This window comes from Moorella humiferrea, assembly GCF_039233145.1.
In the GTDB taxonomy this organism is placed as follows: Bacteria; Bacillota; DSM-521; order Neomoorellales; family Neomoorellaceae; genus Neomoorella; species Neomoorella humiferrea.
In genome coordinates this window covers 252240-269974 of record NZ_CP136419.1, presented here as the reverse complement: position 1 = coordinate 269974, position 17735 = coordinate 252240, and the positions used below count along the sequence as shown (strand labels likewise).

Annotated in this window: 18 protein-coding genes and 1 other RNA gene; 2 read left to right on the top strand and 17 right to left on the bottom strand. The window is 55.1% G+C overall.

Features of this window, described 5'->3' with window-relative positions; genetic code table 11:
* Window positions 1–54: 54 nt before the first annotated feature.
* The 7 genes from MHFGQ_RS01425 to secG form a co-directional block, all read right to left on the bottom strand.
* Window positions 55–870, bottom strand: a complete 816-nt coding sequence (locus MHFGQ_RS01425; protein ID WP_106004107.1) for a DNA adenine methylase — start codon at window positions 868–870, stop codon at window positions 55–57.
* 124 nt (window positions 871–994) lie between these two features.
* Window positions 995–1350: a transfer-messenger RNA gene (ssrA, locus tag MHFGQ_RS01420) on the bottom strand.
* A gap of 3 nt (window positions 1351–1353) precedes the next feature.
* Complete coding sequence (gene smpB, locus MHFGQ_RS01415) at window positions 1354–1821, bottom strand: SsrA-binding protein SmpB (protein ID WP_106004108.1); 468 nt, start codon at window positions 1819–1821, stop codon at window positions 1354–1356.
* A gap of 80 nt (window positions 1822–1901) precedes the next feature.
* A complete protein-coding gene (locus tag MHFGQ_RS01410) occupies window positions 1902–2168 on the bottom strand; it encodes a YkuS family protein (RefSeq protein ID WP_106004109.1) in 267 nt (88 codons plus the stop codon).
* A 39-nt stretch (window positions 2169–2207) separates the two neighbouring features.
* Window positions 2208–4466: a ribonuclease R gene (gene rnr / locus MHFGQ_RS01405; RefSeq protein WP_106004110.1), complete on the bottom strand. Its 2259-nt coding sequence runs from the start codon at window positions 4464–4466 to the stop codon at window positions 2208–2210.
* A gap of 101 nt (window positions 4467–4567) precedes the next feature.
* Window positions 4568–5119: an HDIG domain-containing metalloprotein gene (locus tag MHFGQ_RS01400; RefSeq protein WP_106004111.1), complete on the bottom strand. Its 552-nt coding sequence runs from the start codon at window positions 5117–5119 to the stop codon at window positions 4568–4570.
* Window positions 5120–5194: 75 nt separating this feature from the next.
* On the bottom strand, window positions 5195–5419 hold the full coding sequence (gene secG, locus MHFGQ_RS01395; protein WP_106004112.1) for a preprotein translocase subunit SecG: 225 nt from the start codon (window positions 5417–5419) through the stop codon (window positions 5195–5197).
* 210 nt (window positions 5420–5629) lie between these two features.
* Between secG and MHFGQ_RS01390 the strand changes: the two genes are divergently transcribed.
* Complete coding sequence (locus MHFGQ_RS01390; protein WP_106004113.1) at window positions 5630–5830, top strand: hypothetical protein; 201 nt, start codon at window positions 5630–5632, stop codon at window positions 5828–5830.
* Here the strand turns inward: MHFGQ_RS01390 and MHFGQ_RS01385 are convergent.
* Window positions 5820–6638, bottom strand: coding sequence for a DUF72 domain-containing protein (locus tag MHFGQ_RS01385; protein WP_106004114.1), 819 nt, complete (start codon window positions 6636–6638; stop codon window positions 5820–5822). The two genes, MHFGQ_RS01390 and MHFGQ_RS01385, sit on opposite strands and share 11 nt — an antisense overlap.
* A gap of 100 nt (window positions 6639–6738) precedes the next feature.
* Here MHFGQ_RS01385 and corA point away from each other — a divergent pair, with 100 nt between their 5' ends.
* Window positions 6739–7689, top strand: coding sequence for a magnesium/cobalt transporter CorA (corA, locus tag MHFGQ_RS01380; protein ID WP_106004115.1), 951 nt, complete (start codon window positions 6739–6741; stop codon window positions 7687–7689).
* A 58-nt stretch (window positions 7690–7747) separates the two neighbouring features.
* Here corA and eno read toward each other — a convergent pair whose 3' ends face one another.
* The 9 genes from eno to whiA form a co-directional block, all read right to left on the bottom strand.
* Entirely contained in the window at window positions 7748–9034 is a 1287-nt protein-coding gene (eno, locus tag MHFGQ_RS01375; protein WP_106004116.1) for a phosphopyruvate hydratase, read from the bottom strand.
* Window positions 9035–9065: 31 nt separating this feature from the next.
* Window positions 9066–10595, bottom strand: coding sequence for a 2,3-bisphosphoglycerate-independent phosphoglycerate mutase (gene gpmI / locus MHFGQ_RS01370; RefSeq protein WP_211292825.1), 1530 nt, complete (start codon window positions 10593–10595; stop codon window positions 9066–9068).
* Between the two features lie 64 nt (window positions 10596–10659).
* Window positions 10660–11421, bottom strand: a complete 762-nt coding sequence (gene tpiA, locus MHFGQ_RS01365; RefSeq protein ID WP_106004118.1) for a triose-phosphate isomerase — start codon at window positions 11419–11421, stop codon at window positions 10660–10662.
* A gap of 21 nt (window positions 11422–11442) precedes the next feature.
* Window positions 11443–12624 (bottom strand): phosphoglycerate kinase, encoded by a 1182-nt coding sequence (locus MHFGQ_RS01360; RefSeq protein WP_106004119.1) that lies wholly within the window; start codon window positions 12622–12624, stop codon window positions 11443–11445.
* A gap of 392 nt (window positions 12625–13016) precedes the next feature.
* Window positions 13017–14024 (bottom strand): type I glyceraldehyde-3-phosphate dehydrogenase, encoded by a 1008-nt coding sequence (gene gap / locus MHFGQ_RS01355; protein ID WP_106004120.1) that lies wholly within the window; start codon window positions 14022–14024, stop codon window positions 13017–13019.
* A gap of 221 nt (window positions 14025–14245) precedes the next feature.
* Entirely contained in the window at window positions 14246–15628 is a 1383-nt protein-coding gene (gene rpoN / locus MHFGQ_RS01350) for an RNA polymerase factor sigma-54 (RefSeq protein WP_106004121.1), read from the bottom strand.
* Between the two features lie 30 nt (window positions 15629–15658).
* Window positions 15659–16333, bottom strand: a complete 675-nt coding sequence (locus MHFGQ_RS01345) for a DUF1405 domain-containing protein (RefSeq protein WP_106004122.1) — start codon at window positions 16331–16333, stop codon at window positions 15659–15661.
* Window positions 16330–16821, bottom strand: coding sequence for an acyltransferase (locus MHFGQ_RS01340; RefSeq protein ID WP_106004123.1), 492 nt, complete (start codon window positions 16819–16821; stop codon window positions 16330–16332). The genes MHFGQ_RS01345 and MHFGQ_RS01340 overlap by 4 nt, the downstream gene beginning before the upstream one ends.
* Window positions 16793–17728, bottom strand: coding sequence for a DNA-binding protein WhiA (whiA, locus tag MHFGQ_RS01335; RefSeq protein WP_106004124.1), 936 nt, complete (start codon window positions 17726–17728; stop codon window positions 16793–16795). The genes MHFGQ_RS01340 and whiA overlap by 29 nt, the downstream gene beginning before the upstream one ends.
* Between the last annotated feature and the right edge of the window lie 7 nt (window positions 17729–17735).

Sequence of the window (17735 nt, the reverse complement as noted above, 5' to 3'; positions counted from 1 at the left end):
ACCTCGAGGATATTTTACCCCGGTGACCTGGAAATATACCTCACCCGTAATTCCTCACCTGTAATTCCTGATGACGAGTTCCGTTATCGGCCCCCTACGTTCCGGCCGGCAGTTTATTGCCCTCCGGGCATAGACTATCTGGATGTCATATCCCGCATACAGCTCCCGGATAAAGGGCGTATCTGAATTACTTAACATTACCAGGCAGCCCCTTTTATCCAGCTCTTTAAAAATGTCTGCCAGGCGTCTCTGGTCTTCCGGACCAAAGGAAGACGAAGTGTAGCCGGTAAAGTTGGCCGTAGGCGATAATGGATGATAGGGTGGGTCCAGGTAGACAAAGGCATCCTGCCGGGCAAAGTCCAGCACCCGGTTAAAGTCATCGCAGATCAGCCGGGCATGTCTTAAAACCTCACTGACCAGGCGGAGGTTAGGCTCATCTACAATTTTAGGATTTTTATATCTCCCAAAGGGAACGTTATGCTTGCCCTGGCTGTTCACCCGCCACAGGCCGTTATAACCTGTTTTATTAAGATACAAGAACCTGGAGGCCCGTTCTACCGGAGAAAGATGCCCCGGGTCTAAAGCCCGGACGGAATAATAATATTCAGGGGTGTTTTTATGCTTTTTTAGATCCCTCAGCAGTTCCTCCAGATGGTCGCGTACTATCCGGTAAAAGTTTATTAGCTCTTCGTTGTTGTCAATAAGTACGGCCCTAGGAGGCAGCAAGTGAAAAAATACCGCCCCACCCCCTACGAAAGGCTCTATATAAAGGCCATATTCCTTCCTGGGAAACAGCGGCTCAAATTGCGGTATGAGTTGGGCTTTGCCCCCGGCCCATTTCACGACAGGTTTAGGCTTCCCATTGAACATAGCTGTTTACCTCCGGGGTTAGCCTGCGGCAAAGCGGTCCATTGCCCCTATATAAAATAAGCAGGTCATCCTTTCCGGAGACCTGCAGGCCTGCAGGGTAATCATTTCTACTTAATGTTTTCACTGGTGGAGGCGGGGGGAGTCGAACCCCCGTCCGAAGGTGCACCCACAGTAGCTTCTACCAGGATAGTTTCCGTTTTAAATCTCGCCCTTGGGCCTCCCGGAAACCGGATGCCCCCGGGCCAGCCTGATTAGTTTTCCCTTGAGGCCCCCAGGCCAGGGCCTTGCCGGTAGCCTGCTAGCTTTGACACCCGTATCTGGTCCCCGCAGGCCGGGACCAGGCGGATGGGCCGCTATAAATTAAGCAGCCAGAGCTAAATTATCTTCGGCACTTATAGCCTTTCCACCGTTTAACGAGAAGGTGGGATCTCGCCTGGCTACTACTGCCAATGCCACCCCCGTCGAAACCATTACGCCCCCACGTTAAAACTTCTGGCGTTCGCGAAAGGCCTTGGCTATTTCCCGCTGGGCGTCGCGGGCAGCGATGGCCTCCCGCTTGTCATAGAGGCGCTTACCTTTGGCCAGGGCCAGCTCCACCTTGGCCCGGCCGCGTTCATTGAAATACACTTTTAACGGTATTAGGGTCAAACCTTTTTCCCGTACCTTGCCATACAGCCGCTGGATTTCGTAACGGTGCATCAGCAGGCGCCGCGGCCGGCGTGGCTCATGGTTAAAACGATTTCCCTGTTCATAAGGGCTGATATGCATATCATGGAGAATAAGCTCCCCGTTTTCGATCCGCGCGTAACTATCCTGGATATTAGCCTTGCCGCTGCGCAGGGACTTCACTTCCGTACCGGTAAGGGCAATTCCTGCTTCATAAGTCTCTATAATAGTATACTCATGCCGGGCGCGGCGGTTGTCCGTCACAATTTTTACCTGGCGGCCCATTCATGTCAACTCCTGCATTCCCGCAAGCTTATTATAACACACTGCGGCGGGGTGACGTCAAGGGGCCGCCCAGATTCTACCTATCCTTGCAACTGCAGGCGCTCCTTTACCGCGGCCGTAATTTCATCCGGCGTCATGCCGGAAGCTTCAATCACCGGAATTTCGCCCTTTATATCTTCCATCCCCATAAAATTCGTATTCTGTCCGCTCACCACGACGGCACCATAACTCCGCAAACGCGCCGGCGTCAGGTCGGCGGTATCAATCCTTTCCACTTCAATGCCGTTCATGGCCAGGTGATCACCGATGGCGCTGAGATTCTTTTCGACAGCCACTCGCCTAGACACAAATCTGCCTCCTCCCGGAGTTAATTTCACCTACGGGTATTATAAACGAACGCGACGGGCTTTATTCCGTTTACTCCGTTTTCTTTCGGACACCTTACCCCTGGTCCCAACCTCTACCGCAACGGCCTTCCGCCGTCTTTTTTCTTTAGTATGCGGCACTATTTCCTTTTCTTCCGGTTCGCTTAACACGTCTACCAGCTCAAAGTCCACCTGCCTGGCATCTACGCTGACCCTGGCAACCAGCACCTTTACCGGCATACCGATGCGGAAGGTCCTGCCGGTATGTTCACCGACCAGGGCCAATTTTTCTTCCTGGAAATGGTAATAATCGTCGACCAGGTTCGATACATGGACCAAACCCTCGACGGTATTATCCAATTCTACAAAGAAGCCATAAGGTACCACTCCGCTGATGACCCCGGTAAACGTTTCGCCGATGTGACGTTCCATATACTGAACCTTCTTCATATCCAGGGCTTCCCGTTCGGCTTCTTCGGCCAGCCTCTCCCTTTCCGATGCCCGGCTCGCAGCCCGGGCGACAAAAGTCTCCAGCTCCGCCAGGCGCTGGGGCGTCAATCCGGACGGGGACCAGGTTTCCCTCAGAATACGGTGTACCACCAGGTCGGGATAACGGCGAATGGGTGATGTAAAATGGCAGTAATAAGGAGAGGCCAGGCCGAAATGGCCCAGACACTGCCCGGCGTAGCGGGCATGCATCATGGAGCGCAACATAACGGTGCTGATGACCCGCTCCTCTGGCCGCCCCTTCACGTTAAGGAGGATCTCCTGGAAAGCCCTCGGTTTGACCTTCCCGTCCCGTCCAGGCCGGATATGGAGGCCGAAAAAGGCCAGGAATTTATTCAACTCCTCCATCTTATCCGCCGCCGGTTCTTCATGGACCCGGTAAACGGCGGGAACCGCCAGTTCATACAAATGCCTGGCCACCACTTCATTGGCGGCGATCATAAATTCTTCAATTATACCTTCGGCCACCGTCCGCCGGCGAGGTATAATTTCCACTGGTATTCCCCTATCATCCAGAACGACTTTTGCCTCCGGGAAATCAAAATCAATGGCCCCCCTGTTTTCCCGCCGTCTGCGTAAAACTGCCGCCAGCTCGGCCATGAGCCTAAAGTCCGGGACCAGCTCCCGGTAGCGCTGGCTAAGCTCGGGGTCTCCTTTTTCCAATATAGACCGCACGGCGTCATAGGTCATGCGTTCCCGCACCCTGATCACGGAAGGAAAAAGCTCGTAGTCCTTTACGGTACCCCGCGGCGTTATGGTCATCAACACCGAGATGGCCAGGCGATCTTCGCCGGCATTTAAAGAACAGATATCATTGGACAACCGCGGCGGCAGCATAGGAATAACCCGGTCCACAAAGTAGACGCTGGTGCCGCGGTTGAAGGCTTCCCTGTCCAGGGCGCTACCTTCTCTAACGTAAAAGGAAACATCGGCGATATGTACGCCCAGAAGATAATTACCGTCCGGCAAGGCTGCCACCGAAACGGCGTCGTCCAGGTCCCGGGCATCGGCACCGTCGATGGTAACCAGGCGCCATTCCCGCAGGTCCCTGCGACGGGCAAGCTCCCCGGGGTCGATTTCCCGGTTTAAACTTTCCGCTTCCCGCAAAACTTCCGGGGGGAATTCCGGATCCAGATCGTATTTTTTAATAATACTTAAAACGTCGACCCCCGGTTTGTCCATTGGGCCTAAAATTTCTATCACCCGGCCTTCGGGATTGCGCCTGGGTTCCGGCCACCGGGTGATTTCTACCACTACCTTATCCTTGACCCTGGCGCCCAGGGTGTTTTCTGGAGGGATGAGAATATCCTGGTTTAAACGGGCATCATCGGGTACGACAAAGGAGAGGCGCCCGGCGGCCGTAAACGTCCCCACCACCCGCTTGTTGGCCCGCTTAAGGACGCGAATAATCTCCCCCTCCTGCCGGCGTCCCGTAGAGGCCGGCAAGACCCTGGCGAGGACCAGATCGCCGTGCATGGCGCCGTTAAGGTTCAGGGCGCCTATATATACATCCTGCCGTTCCTTTTCCCGCGGCACGACAAAAGCATAACCTTTGGTAGAAGAGTGCACAAAGCCGCTGATTAGGCCCATTTTTTCCGGCAGACCGTACTTTTCCTTACGGGTGCGGACGATATAACCTTCTTCTTCTAAATAATTAAGCATCTTTAAAAAGGCTTCGCCGTCGTTTATGCCTAAGGAGCTCATGAGCTCCGCCGCCGTCATGGGCCGGTAGGAACGGGCGCGCATAAGGGACAGCAATTCTTCTTTATCCATAGAGCCATCCTTTCCTATTCTTCCTGTAGGAAAATCGCTTTTCAGCTATATTTTTGTTCTTCTTCCGTTAAAAAGATACCCGGCTCCCTGCCGGGTAGTACTTAAAGGCCCAAGTCACCGGCGATTTCCTTCATGGCTTCCAGGCCTATATGCATGAAGTCTTCAAGGGACAGGCCTAAATCGCTACAGGCGGCAATTGTTTCCCTGCTGGCTCCGCGGGCAAAGGATTTTTCGTGATAACGGTTCATTAAAAAGGGGACGTCGATGACCGCCAATTTCTTTTCCGGGCGAATGAGGGCCGCAGCCACAATCAAACCGGTAAGGGGGTCGGTGGCGTAAAGGGCCCTGCTCATCAGGTCTGTTCTGGGCAGGCCGTGGTGACCGTTGTGGGCTTTAACGGCATATACCACATCTTCCGGAAGACCTAACTCGGTCAGCATTTCCGCCCCCACCAGGCTGTGCCGTTCCGGCTCGTCTTTGGTCATTTCGTAGTCGATATCGTGCAGGAGCCCTGCCAGGCCCCATTTTTCCTCATCTTCACCGAAATGCCGCGCCAGGGCGCGCATTACCGCTTCCACGGCGAGGCAGTGTTTGCGCAGGTTTTTGGTTTTTATATGTTTCTCCATTAACTGCAGCGCTTCTTCGCGGGTCATCTAAAACACCCACCTCCATGAAAAAAATTGGGCGCCTCCGCCCATCGAGTTGCCATATTAAGGGAATTGCAGTACCTAGATCACCGAGAGGAGCAGGGTAAAAAACAAAAAGAGGCCCGCCAGAACCGCCGACACTTTGTTTAAAAAGGTGTCAAGGCCTTTCTTTTTGCCGAAAAGGGCCTCCGCACCGCCGGCAATGGCCCCGGAGATGCCGGCGCTGCGCCCGGACTGGAGGAGCACAGCGGCGATCAGACCCAGGGCTACCAGTATGTCAAGGATTAAAATAATGGTATGCAGCAACTAACCCTCACCTCCCAGCTGCTCTGCCGTGACGTCATAATTTTAACAAATAACCCCTAGATAAACAAGGAAAATGTAAATCTACCCGGGAGCTAAACCTTGAAAGGAATCGCCAGATAAAATCCAAAAATGCGGCGAAACCGAGTAAAAAAGTTCTGGAAATATTTTTGTATACATGATACAATGTACTCAAGAAAAGGGGGATGGGCCATGCTCCAAGAACCGTATGTCGATTACCTAAAAGTAAACTGGTCTGCCGAGGAAAAAATCGCAGGAGCCGTCCAGCATAGTAAGGTGCACTGCGAAATGACGGAATGCATATACTGTCTTGAAAACTTCAGGTGCGGCCGCCTCTACCCGCCCCGCAACCAAGATGGATATTGTAAAGACTTCGTTTCTATCAATGACTAGTGCCGGCAGGCACTTTTTTTATGTTGTCAAGCAGTTCTTTCAGCATCCTGGCGTTAGTTACCGCCTGGGAGTGGTAGTGGTTGTTGAAGGCCACAAAGACCTGCTCAGCCTGCCCGGCGAGATAAGCTATGCCCGGCAACCATTCTTTCAGTTCGGCTTCACTATAAAGGTAGTCGTAACGTTCGTAAGCCTCTTCATGCCGCCACCATTTCCCGGCGTTGCGGCCGTGAAAACGGACGTAGGCGATCCGGGCAGTACAGCGAACAACCGGACCTATCAAACCCGGTAGCTCCGGTTCATCAACACAGGTAAAGGCCAGTTCGTGGCGCTTCAGAAAATCCCAGACGGCGTCCTTTATCCAGCTGTCGTGGCGAAATTCCACCGCCAGGGGAACGTCCGCTAAAAGTTCCTTCACCCTGACCAAATATTCCCGGTTGGCCTGATTGTTACGGAAAGAAAAGGGAAACTGTAAAAGCACGGCCCCCAGCTGACCCCTGTCGATTAAAGGCTTAAGGGCCTGGCGCAGCAGACGGCCGTCGGATGCTGCACTGTCACCCCGTTCATGGGTCAGGGTACGATAGGCTTTCACAGTAAAGATAAACCCCTCCGGCACCTTGCGGGCCATTTGCTCAAGATTTTCGGGCCGCGGCAGGACGTAATAGGTGGAGTTGATCTCGGTAAAATTAAATTCCCGGGCATAATAGGAAAGCATATCCTTCGCCGCCAAACCCGGCGGGTAAAAATTGCCCAACCAGTCGCGGTAGCTGTAGCCGCAAGTGCCGATGGCTATTTTATCTGTGGTCTCCATTTTACCCCTCCGCGGAAAAAATATCGCCCGGAAGCTCAAAAATCAGCTACGCCAACCGTCGCCGTGGTAAACTAAAGAAAAACCCGGTTAGGTGATTTATATGCAGCGCCTTTTAATTTTTCATCCACAGCAGGGGCTCAAGGAAAGCCTGGAACCCGGTTTCCGGCCCCGGCAGGGCGAGGAGTTTGTCTGGCTGGACCTTGTCCGACCGTCACCGGAAGAACTGGATCTTTTAACAGAGCTTTTCCACTTTCATCCCCTGGCCGTTGAAGACTGCCGGCGCCCCCATTACCGCCCCGGCATAGCCCAGTATGATGAATACGCCTTCCTCACCCTGCGCTGCGTAAAGCACGGTAAAGGCTCGCAAACAGTGGCTTTGAACGTTTTCCTGGGTCCCCGGTTCATCGTCACTGTTCACCAGGAATCCCTGGACTTCGTAGACGACCTCTGGCAACAGTACCACCGGGACGCGGAACTCTTTAAGAAAGGGGTAGACTTTATCCTTTACAGCCTCCTTGAACCCCTAACGGCCACCTTTTTTACCTTTTTTGACCGTACCGAGGACAAACTGGAGCATTTGGAAGAGGCTGTCTTTCATCGCCCCAGCCGTCAAATTCTCAATCAGGTTTTTACCTTGAGGCGTCAGGCCATTAAATTACGCAAAATACTCGGCGCCCAGAGGGACATTTTAAACTTGCTGTCCCATCCGGAGTTCAAGCTGATAAAACAGGAAAACCGCGTCTTTTTCCTAGATATTTATAATGAGATGTTGCGGTTAATCGACCAGGTGGAAACCCTCCACGACCTGGCCAGCTCCACCCTGGAGATTTACCTTTCCCTGACCTCCAACCGCCTGAACGAAATCATGAAGGTCCTGACGGTAATCACCACCATCATGATGCCTTTGAGCCTCATCGCCGGCATCTACGGTATGAATTTCCGCTACATGCCGGAGCTGGAATGGCGTTACGGCTACTTTGCCGTTTTAGGGTTCATGTTCTTCCTGGCTATGGTAATGCTTTATTTCTTCCGGCGCAAGGGATGGTTTTAACGATAATATTAATCGACCCCGGCAGGTTGTCCTTCTACCGGGGTCTGTACATCCTGGACTACTTTTTCAAGTTGTAAAAGGCCTTTAAGCCCGGATAAAGGGCAACGGCGTCCAGCTCTTCTTCAATGCGCAGGAGCTGGTTGTACTTGGCCACCCGATCGGTCCGGGAGGGGGCGCCGGTCTTAATCTGGCCGGCGTTTACGGCCACCACGATGTCGGCGATTGTTGTATCTTCCGTTTCCCCGGAACGGTGGGAAACGACGGCCGTGTAGCCAGCCTTCTTGGCCATCTCGATGGCGTCCAGGGTTTCCGTCAGGGTACCGATCTGGTTGACTTTGATGAGGATGGCGTTGGCCGCCCCCCTCTCTATACCGCGGGCCAGGCGTTCCGTATTGGTGACAAAGAGGTCGTCGCCCACTAGCTGGACCTTATGACCCAGGCGTTTGGTAAGCTCCTGCCAGCCCTCCCAGTCGTCTTCGGCCAGACCGTCCTCAATGGAGATAATGGGGTATTTGTCCACCAGTTCGGCCCAAAAATCGACCATTTCCGCCGTGGTACGGGTGACGCCTTCGCCGGCAAAGACGTATTTACCGTCTTTATAAAGTTCCGTGGCGGCCGGGTCCAGGGCGATGAAACAGTCCTTGCCCGGCTCATAGCCGGCTTTGGTAATAGCTTCCAAAATTACCTCGATGGCTTCCACATTGGAACGTAAATTGGGGGCAAAGCCACCTTCATCGCCGACGGCCGTATTTAAACCCTTACCCTTCAAAACGGCCTTCAAGCTGTGGAAGACCTCGGCGCCCATGCGCAGGGCTTCGGCAAAACTGCCGGCGCCGGCGGGCATGACCATGAACTCCTGGATGTCGACGTTGTTGTCGGCGTGTTTGCCGCCGTTTAAAATGTTCATCATGGGCACCGGCAGGGTGTGGGCGTTGACCCCGCCCAGATACCGGTACAGGGGCAGGCCCAGGGCATCGGCCGCCGCTTTAGCCACCGCCAGGGAGACACCCAGGATGGCATTGGCCCCCAGCTTGCTTTTGTTGGGAGTGCCGTCCAGCTCGATAAGCTGGCGGTCCACTTCCCGCTGGTCCAGGGCATCCATGCCTACCAGTTCCGGAGCGATGATGGCATTGACGTTGTTGACGGCATCCAGAACGCCTTTGCCAAAGTAGCGTTTCTCATCTTTATCCCGCAGTTCTACGGCTTCATAGGCTCCGGTTGATGCCCCTGAGGGTACGGCCGCGCGGCCCCACCCGCCGCCTTCCAGGACCACTTCCACTTCCACTGTGGGATTGCCGCGGGAATCAAGGATTTCCCTGGCTAAGATGTCATTAATGATCGTCATTATCTCCACCTCCATGTTAATTGCAAACTCTTTACTTCCCTTGCCAGCCTTTTCTCTCTATTAGGCTCTTCCCCGTCATCTCCGCCGGCTGGGGCAGTCCCAAAATGTCCAGGACCGTCGGCGCCACGTCCTCCAGGGCGCCTTCCCTTAAGGCAGCGTCCCTATAGCCGGCGTCGACCAGAATAAAGGGCACCAGGTTGCTGGTGTGGGCCGTGTGGGGTTCGCCGTTGGGCTCCAGCATTTCTTCCGCATTGCCATGGTCGGCCGTCACCAGGAGGGGTGCCCGGCGTTCTTCCATGGCCGCAGCGATGCGGCCCAGGCACTCGTCCACCGTTTCCACGGCGGCTATGGCCGCGTTCAAATCGCCGGTATGGCCGACCATATCGGGATTGGCGAAATTCAGGACGATAAAGTCGTATTTATCCAGGCGTTCCAGGACGGCATCCGTCACTTCCCGGGCGCTCATGGATGGTTTTTGATCATAAGTGGCCACTTTCGGCGAAGGGATGAGGAGACGATCTTCGCCGGGGAAGGGCTCCTCCACGCCGCCATTAAAGAAAAAGGTAACGTGGGCGTACTTTTCCGTCTCGGCAATCCTTAGCTGCTTTAACCCGTTATTGGCGATAACCTCGCCCAGAACGTTGGTCAAAACCTGGGGGGGAAAAGCAACGGGTGCCGGTATAGTGACGTCGTACTGGGTCAGGCACACAAAATCGATTTCCAGGCGGCCGCCGGGACGGGCAAAGGGTTCGAAGTCGCGGTCGACAAAGGCCCGGGTAAGCTGGCGGGCCCGGTCGGCGCGAAAGTTAAAGAAAATCACGCTGTCCCCATTACAAATGCGGGCCACAGGTTGCCCCAGGCGGGTGATCACCGAGGGTTCTACAAATTCGTCGGTAACGTCCCGGTCATAGGAAGCCTGGATGGCCGCAGCGGCAGATGGGAATTGCTGTCCTTCTCCCGCCACCAGGGCTCGATAGGCCTTTTCCGTACGCTCCCAGCGGCGGTCCCGGTCCATGGCATAGTAACGGCCCATGATGGTGGCAATGGCCCCTATGCCCCGCCGGCGGCATTCCTCTTCCACCTGCCGGAGGTAGCCGGCGGCACTGGCGGGAGGCACGTCGCGACCGTCAAGGAAGGCGTGGATGTAGACCCGTTCCATACCCTCCCTTTGGGCCAGTTCCAGGAGGGCATACAGGTGCTCCAGGTGGCTGTGGACGCCGCCGTCGGAGACCAGGCCCATCAGGTGCAGGGCCCCGCCCCGTTCCTTCGCCCCCCGTACGGCCTTAAGGAGCACTTCATTGGTAAAAAAGGTGCCGTCTTTAATGGCTTTAGAGATCCGCGTCAGGTCCTGGTAGACGATGCGGCCGGCGCCGATGTTTAAATGGCCGACTTCCGAGTTGCCCATCTGGCCCGCCGGCAGCCCTACGGCTTCTCCGGAAGCCTTGAGGCGGGTATGGGGGTACGTGTGTATAAGCCGGCGGTAATTGGGTAAATTACCCCGGGTGATGGCATTACCCTCACCCGGATGGCCAAGGCCGAAACCATCAAGGATCATTAACATTAAAGGGCGATTGTTATTCACCAATACCAATTCTCCTGTTCCCTGCGTTTTGGGGAATTCCCCTCTATTTATGTTGATGCTCTTTATAATTGACAATGGCGGCGAAGGAAATGGCGTCCAGGCTGGCGCCCCCCACCAGGGCACCGTCGATATCCGGCTGGGCCATGAGCTCGGCGATATTTTCCGGTTTGACGCTGCCGCCGTACTGAATGCGCGTCAATTCGGCCCTTTCGCCGTACATGGCTTTTAAAGTTTTGCGGATAAAGGCGATGACTTCCTGGGCGTCGGCCGCCGTGGCCGTACGACCGGTACCGATGGCCCAGACGGGTTCATAGGCTACCACCAGGGTTTCCACCTGGTCCGGCGTCAGGCCTTTAAGGCCGTCTTCCACCTGGCGACGGACGACTTCCAGGGTTTTACCGGCCTCCCTTTCGTCCAGGGTTTCCCCTACGCAGACAATGGGCACAAGGTCATGGCGCAGGGCGGCATGGAGCTTCTTGTTTACCGTAGCATCAGTCTCGCCGAAATATTGGCGCCGCTCGGAATGGCCGATAATAACATAGCGGCATCCCAAATCTTTAAGCATTGGCCCGGATACTTCGCCTGTATAGGCGCCCCAATCTTCCCAGAAAAGGTCCTGGGCGCCGACGGCAATGTTGGACCCGGCGGCGGCGTTGACCGTTGCCGCAATGGCCGTAAAGGGCGGGCAGACTACTACTTCCACGTCGCTGGCCCCCACCAGGGGTTTAAGGAGTTCAACCAGTTCCCGGGCCTTTTCCGTAGTATTATGCATTTTCCAGTTACCGGCAATGATGGGTCGACGCAAACCGTTTCACTTCCTTGAAAGTTATTTTTCCGTCAGGGCTACAACTCCGGGCAGGGCCTTCCCTTCCAGGAACTCCAGGGAGGCGCCGCCGCCGGTGGAGATATGCCCTATTTTATCGGCCACGCCTACCTTTTCCACCGCAGCCACCGAATCCCCACCGCCGACGATGGTCATGCCGTCCACGGCCGCTACAGCCCGGGCTACGGCTTCAGTACCGTGGGCAAAGGGTTCCATTTCAAAAACACCCATAGGTCCGTTCCACACCACAGTACGGGCGTCCTTCAAGGCGTTGGCATACTCGCGCGCAGTTTCGGGACCGATGTCCAGGGCCATCCAACCGTCGGGAACGGCATTGGCGGCCACCACCTGATGGGGCGCATCGGCTTTAAACTCCTGGGCCACCACCAGATCCCGGGGTAAAAGCATCTTTACCCCCTGCCTGGCGGCCTGGTCCATAAGCTCCTGAGCAAGGGAGACCTGGTCTTCCTCCACCAGGGATTTGCCCATGGCGTAACCTTTGGCCTTTAAGAATGTGTTGGCCATGCCGCCGCCGATTATCAAAGTATCCACCTTGGTGAGTAGATTACGGATAACGCTGATCTTATCGGATACCTTGGCTCCACCGATTATGGCTACAAAGGGCCGCTCCGGATCGGCCAGGGCCTTACCCAGGGTTTCGATTTCCTTCTGGAGCAGGAAACCGGCCGCCGCCGGCAGATAATGGGCCACACCTTCTGTAGAAGCATGGGCGCGGTGGGCGGCACCGAAGGCGTCGTTAACGTAGAGGTCGGCCAGGGAGGCCAGCTTCCTGGCAAACTCGGGATCGTTTTTCTCTTCTTCCGGATAAAAACGCACGTTTTCTAGTAGAAGAACCTCACCGGGTTTTAAGGCGGCCGCCGCGGCCTCCACTTCCGGACCGATGCAGTCATTGACCTTATGTACCGGCCGTCCCAGGAGGTTTTCCAGCTCCCTAGCAACAGGGTCCAGACGCAGTTCTTCCTTGACTTTGCCCTTGGGGCGTCCCAGGTGGGACATGAGGATCACCCGCGCGCCGTTGTCAATAAGATACCGGATGGTGGGCAAGGCCGCGCGAATGCGGGTATTGTCCGTCACCCGCCCTGCCTCTAGGGGTACGTTGAAGTCGACCCGTACCAGGACGCGTTTATTGCGTAGATCCAGGTCTTTCAGGGTTAACTTGGCCACCGGTCAAACCCTCCTCAAGAAATAAAGTACATAATAGTAACTTGTTGATCTATAATCCTGCTTTTCTGAGGCTGGAGGGTACAGGCTCCGCGCTCCGGTGGTTCTCGGCCAGCAAACTTAGCGCTCAGCCTGTACCCTCCAGCCCCTTGCCCTTAACCTGCATTTTCAGGGTTCGATGGCAGGGTCGCCAACCCCCATGAGGGGGCCTCCAAAAACAGCTTTGTTCCAGGCTGGCATTGACGAGAGGGAATTGTGCCCTTCTACTTCTTTATTATGCTACCCTAATTTGGAACTGCAGTTGCACCGGGGTTAGGTACTGCCACTCCTTTTCTTCTTTATGCTACCCTAATTGCCCTGGCATGTGAAACGGCCGCCTTGCGGCGACCGTTCTTTTACAGCCCTTTGGCAGCCATGAAAGCCGCCAGATCGACGACCCGTTTGGAATAGGCCCATTCATTATCGTACCAAGCCACGACCTTTGCCAGGGTACCGTCGATGACCATGGTGGACAGGGCATCAACAATGGAGGAACGCGGGTCGCCGTTGAAGTCGCGGGAAACCAGGGGTTCCTCGCAGTAACCCAGGATGCCCTGCAGGGGACCCTCGGCGGCGGCCTTCAAAGCGGCATTAATGCTTTCCACCGTAGCCGGTTTCTCCAGATCCACCACCAGATCAACGACGGAAACGTTGGGAGTAGGAACTCGCATGGCCAGGCCGTTGAGCTTGCCCTTCAGTTCGGGCAACACCAGGCCGATGGCCTTGGCGGCACCGGTGGTGGTGGGAATGATGGAAAGGGCTCCCGCACGGGCCCGCCGCAGGTCTTTATGGGTCAGGTCCAGAATGCGCTGGTCATTGGTATAGGAATGGGCGGTGGTCATCAGACCCCGGAGGATGGTGAAGTTTTCATGGAGGACTTTCGCCACCGGCGCCAGGCAGTTGGTGGTGCAGGAGGCATTGGAGACGATGTGGTGGTTGGCGGGATCGTATTTATCATTGTTAACGCCCATAACAATGGTAATGTCTTCGTTTTTGGCCGGGGCGGTGATAATTACCTTTTTGGCCCCTGCCTGACGGTGGGCCGCTGCCTTCGTGGCATCGGTGAAAACACCCGTCGACTCGATGACGATGTCAACGCCCAGATCCTTCCATGGAAGCTTGGCTGGATCCCTTTCGGCCAGCACCTTGATGGCCCGGCCGTTGACAACGATGCTGTCTTCACGGGCCTCGACGGTAGCATTGAGGCGGCCGTGAACCGAATCGTACTTTAAAAGGTGGGCATTAGTTTGTACGTCGGTAATGTCGTTAATGGCCACTACTTCAATTTCCGGTTTTTCCAGGGAAGCCCGGAATACCAGGCGACCAATACGGCCGAAACCGTTTATACCTACCCTTACTGCCATATGTAAATACCTCCTTCAAGTTATTGTTATTATAGCAAGGATGCCCCCGGGTAGCAATCAATTCCCTGCCATTTTTTCCAGCAAGGCTACCGTTATTATACCATAGGTGGGACGGATTTATAATAATAAGACTTTGTACTTTAAATCACTATTCCACGTTAGACTCCAAAATCCTCCTCTGAAAATAGCCACAATTACAGGGGGCTTTTGCCCCCTTAAAGTTAATAGCGTTTCCTCCTGGTTGCCGCCGGTATGCCCTGCTCGTCGCGATATTTGGCCACCGTGCGCCGGGAGATTTTTATACCCTGGCGCTGAAGCAATTCTTGAAGCTGCTGATCGGTCAGGGGATTGGCGGGGTCCTCGCTATTGATAGCTTCAACGATAATTTTTTTGATGCTCTCGGCGGCGGCTGCGCCTCCTCGCCTTTCTACCCCGCTGGCGAAAAAGAACTTCAGTTCAAATATACCCCAAGGCGTCTGAACGTACTTGTTGGCCGTAGCCCGGCTGACGGTAGATTCATGGATACCTAAAGCCGCCGCTACCTGGCGCATGGTCAGGGGTTTCAGATATTTTAGGCCTTTATCGAGAAATTCCCTCTGCTCCTGTACCAGGCAGCTGACCACCCGGTAGAGGGTCAACCGGCGCTGTTCTAAACTACGCATCAGCCATGTTGCCGCATTAAGTTTACTTTCTATGAAACGCTTCGTCGCCGGGTCGCAGCCCCCCTCCTGGCGCATAAGGGCCTGGTAATAAGGGTTGATCCCCAGGCGGGGCATAGCCAGATCATTCAATAAAACAACGTAGTCGTCATCGACGCGCTCGATGATTACATCGGGGACTATATAACGATTTTCGCCGCCACCGAAGGCACGCCCCGGTTTGGGGTCCAGGGTGCGGATGTAATCTACCACTTCCTGAACTGCCGGCAGGCTCATATCCAGCCGCTTGGCCACCCGTTTTAAACGTCCGGCAGCGATATCCGGTAAAAAATGACGGATAATTTTTTCGGCGGCCGCAGGGGCATCACGACGCTGGCGTAGCTGGATCAGCAGGCATTCCGCGAGATTTCTGGCCCCAACCCCGGGAGGATCGAAGCGCTGGATGACCTGCAGCACCTGCCAGACGGCGGTCGGGGAAACCTTTAAACATTCTGCCGCTTCTTTAATGTCGATTTTTAAATATCCGTTGGCGTCCAAATTACCGATGAGGAAGGTGCCTATCTCCAGCTCACGTTCCGTCTTTGCCGCAATCTTTAACTGCAGGAGAAGGTGGTCCTGCAGGGAAGTCTGGCCGCTTATGAAATTCTGATAATTGACTTCGGGCCGCTCTTCCCTGGGCGCCCTGACATAACCCAAATCGCTGCGGTCCTGGAAAAACTCCTGCCAGTCGATCTCAAAAGATTCACTGTCATTTTCCAATTCTTCTACAGCAGCTATTTCTTCTTCGTCCTTTATTTCTAACAAAGGATTTTCCTGTAATTCCTGCTGCAAATACTCGGCCAGCTCCAGGGTGGAGAGCTGCAGAACAACAATGGCCTGGCGCAGTTCAGGCGTCATAATTAGCTTTTGCGTCTGTTCCAGGCTAAGGCCCAGGCGTTCGCGCACCGCTCTCCTCCTCCCGGTCAAGGTTTTAATTTATATTATTCTCCCCCTCTCCCCCTTTTTCCTGCCCCTGATGCCCAATTTAGTTCGCACCAAATACCAAAAGCTTAAAAAAAGGCTCAAAAGGACGGCCGTAAAGAGGGCCAGCCCCTCCTGACCGGGGGCGAAGAGATAAGGGTGCATCCCCAGCCAGTAATCAACGAAATCGTTCAACCCCAGCCAGAGGAACGCCGGGAAAAGGTCCCGCAAGTAAACCGGCCAATGCCGCAGAAAGATGCAGCCTTCTATTACCATACCGAGGTGGGACAGCCACAGCCCTGCTTCGACGGCCGTGACCGGAGCCCCGGCCAGCCAGAAATCGCTGATGATAATCATTGCCCAAAGGCCGTATTTAATGACGGCCGCAGCGGCGATTATTTGCAGAAGGCTGCCCTCCCGTTCCCAATAGTTAAAGAGCACGGCCAATCCGAAAAGGGTGGTGGCTAAGGGGCTGTCGGGGATAAAGGGCCACCATATTACCGGCGTGTGGGCCAGCTGCTCGCGGTACCAGTAATAGCCGTAAAGGGAACCCGCAAGATTAATAAATACCAGGGACAGCAGAAACCGTTTTTCAAAAGGGTCTTCCCAGAGGAGGAGTTTTGCCCACCTAAATATGGCGGCGCAGGTACCGCCTGCGCCATTACCGGACGATGTAACTGCCTTTTTCATAGTTCCTCCACCTTACCTATCACCCGCGCCGGCACGCCGCCGACCATGGTTTGCGGCGGTACATCCCGGGTTACTACCGCTCCGGCACCGACAATGGCACCGTCCCCGATGCTCACCCCCGGTAAAATGGTGGCATTGGCGCCGATCAGGACTTTGGCGCCGATTTCTACCGCCCCAAGGCGATAAGATTGGGGCAAAAACTCATGGGTCAGAATGGTAGCGTTATAACCGATAACACTGCCGGGGCCAATGCTGATGAGGTCCGGCCTTAATATATCGAACATGGCCATCAGGCCCACCGCAGCTGTCGCCTCTATTTTTATACCCACCATACGGCGCAGAATCCAATTCTTTAAGTTTAAAAAGGGTAAAAAACGGCTGACTTCGAGCCAGAAAAAATTCCAGGCCACGCGCCACAAGGGGGTAACTTTAGGCCAGAGGGCCATGGCGTTAGGACCGTCAACACGATGAATTGTCGTGCGTCGCATCCAATTCTCCCCTCCGGGCCCGCACCTTCATGGTAAGATGTTCCAGACGCCGCAGACGGTGGTTTACCCCCGACTTTCCCACCGGGGGGTCCAGCATTTCCCCCAATTCCTTTAAACTGGCTTCCGGGTGCTCCAGGCGCAGGGCGGCTATCTCTTGCAGTCCGGGCGGCAGCCCCTCCCAGCCCAGGGTCGCCACCAGATAACGGATATTCTCCGCCTGGCGCAGACCCGTTTCCACGCTCTTGCTCAAATTGGCCGTTTCGCAGTTCACCAGGCGATTGACCCGGTTGCGCATTTCTTTAAAAATGCGGACGTTTTCATAGGCGAGGACGGCGCTGTGGGCTCCCATCAGGCTTAAGGCCCGGACAATTTGCTCGCTATCTTTAAGGTATAAAACCAATCCACCCTTGCGGCGACTAAGCCGGGGTTGGAGTTCCAGGTGCCGCATAATGTCCTGCAGGCGAAGGGCCTCGTCTTCCCCTTCGATTAAAAATTCCAAATGATGGGTCGTAGTCGGCTTATTAACGGAACCGGCGACCAGAAAGGCCCCCCGTAAATAGGCGGCCCGGCAGCACTGCTGCTCCGGCACCCTTTGCCTTAAAGCCAACCAGTCGGCGAGGGCGTCCCTGCCTGCCGGTGTCAGGACTTTAAATACCGGACGACCCTTGCCGCCCCGGCGTTCTATCTTTACCTGCAAAGGAAGTCCCAAAACGGACCTGGCCAGGGAATAAATCCTCCTAGCTATGGCTGCATGGGCGGTAATCACTAAAAGACCCTCATCCCCCCATAACGCCGGAGATTTGCCCTGGCGCAGAACGGCCACCAGCTCTGCCTCGCTGCAGCATGCCCGTCTTTTTTTCACCCGGGCAAGCTCTTCCTTGGCTTCCAAGGAAAAGGATACGGCCATAGACCCC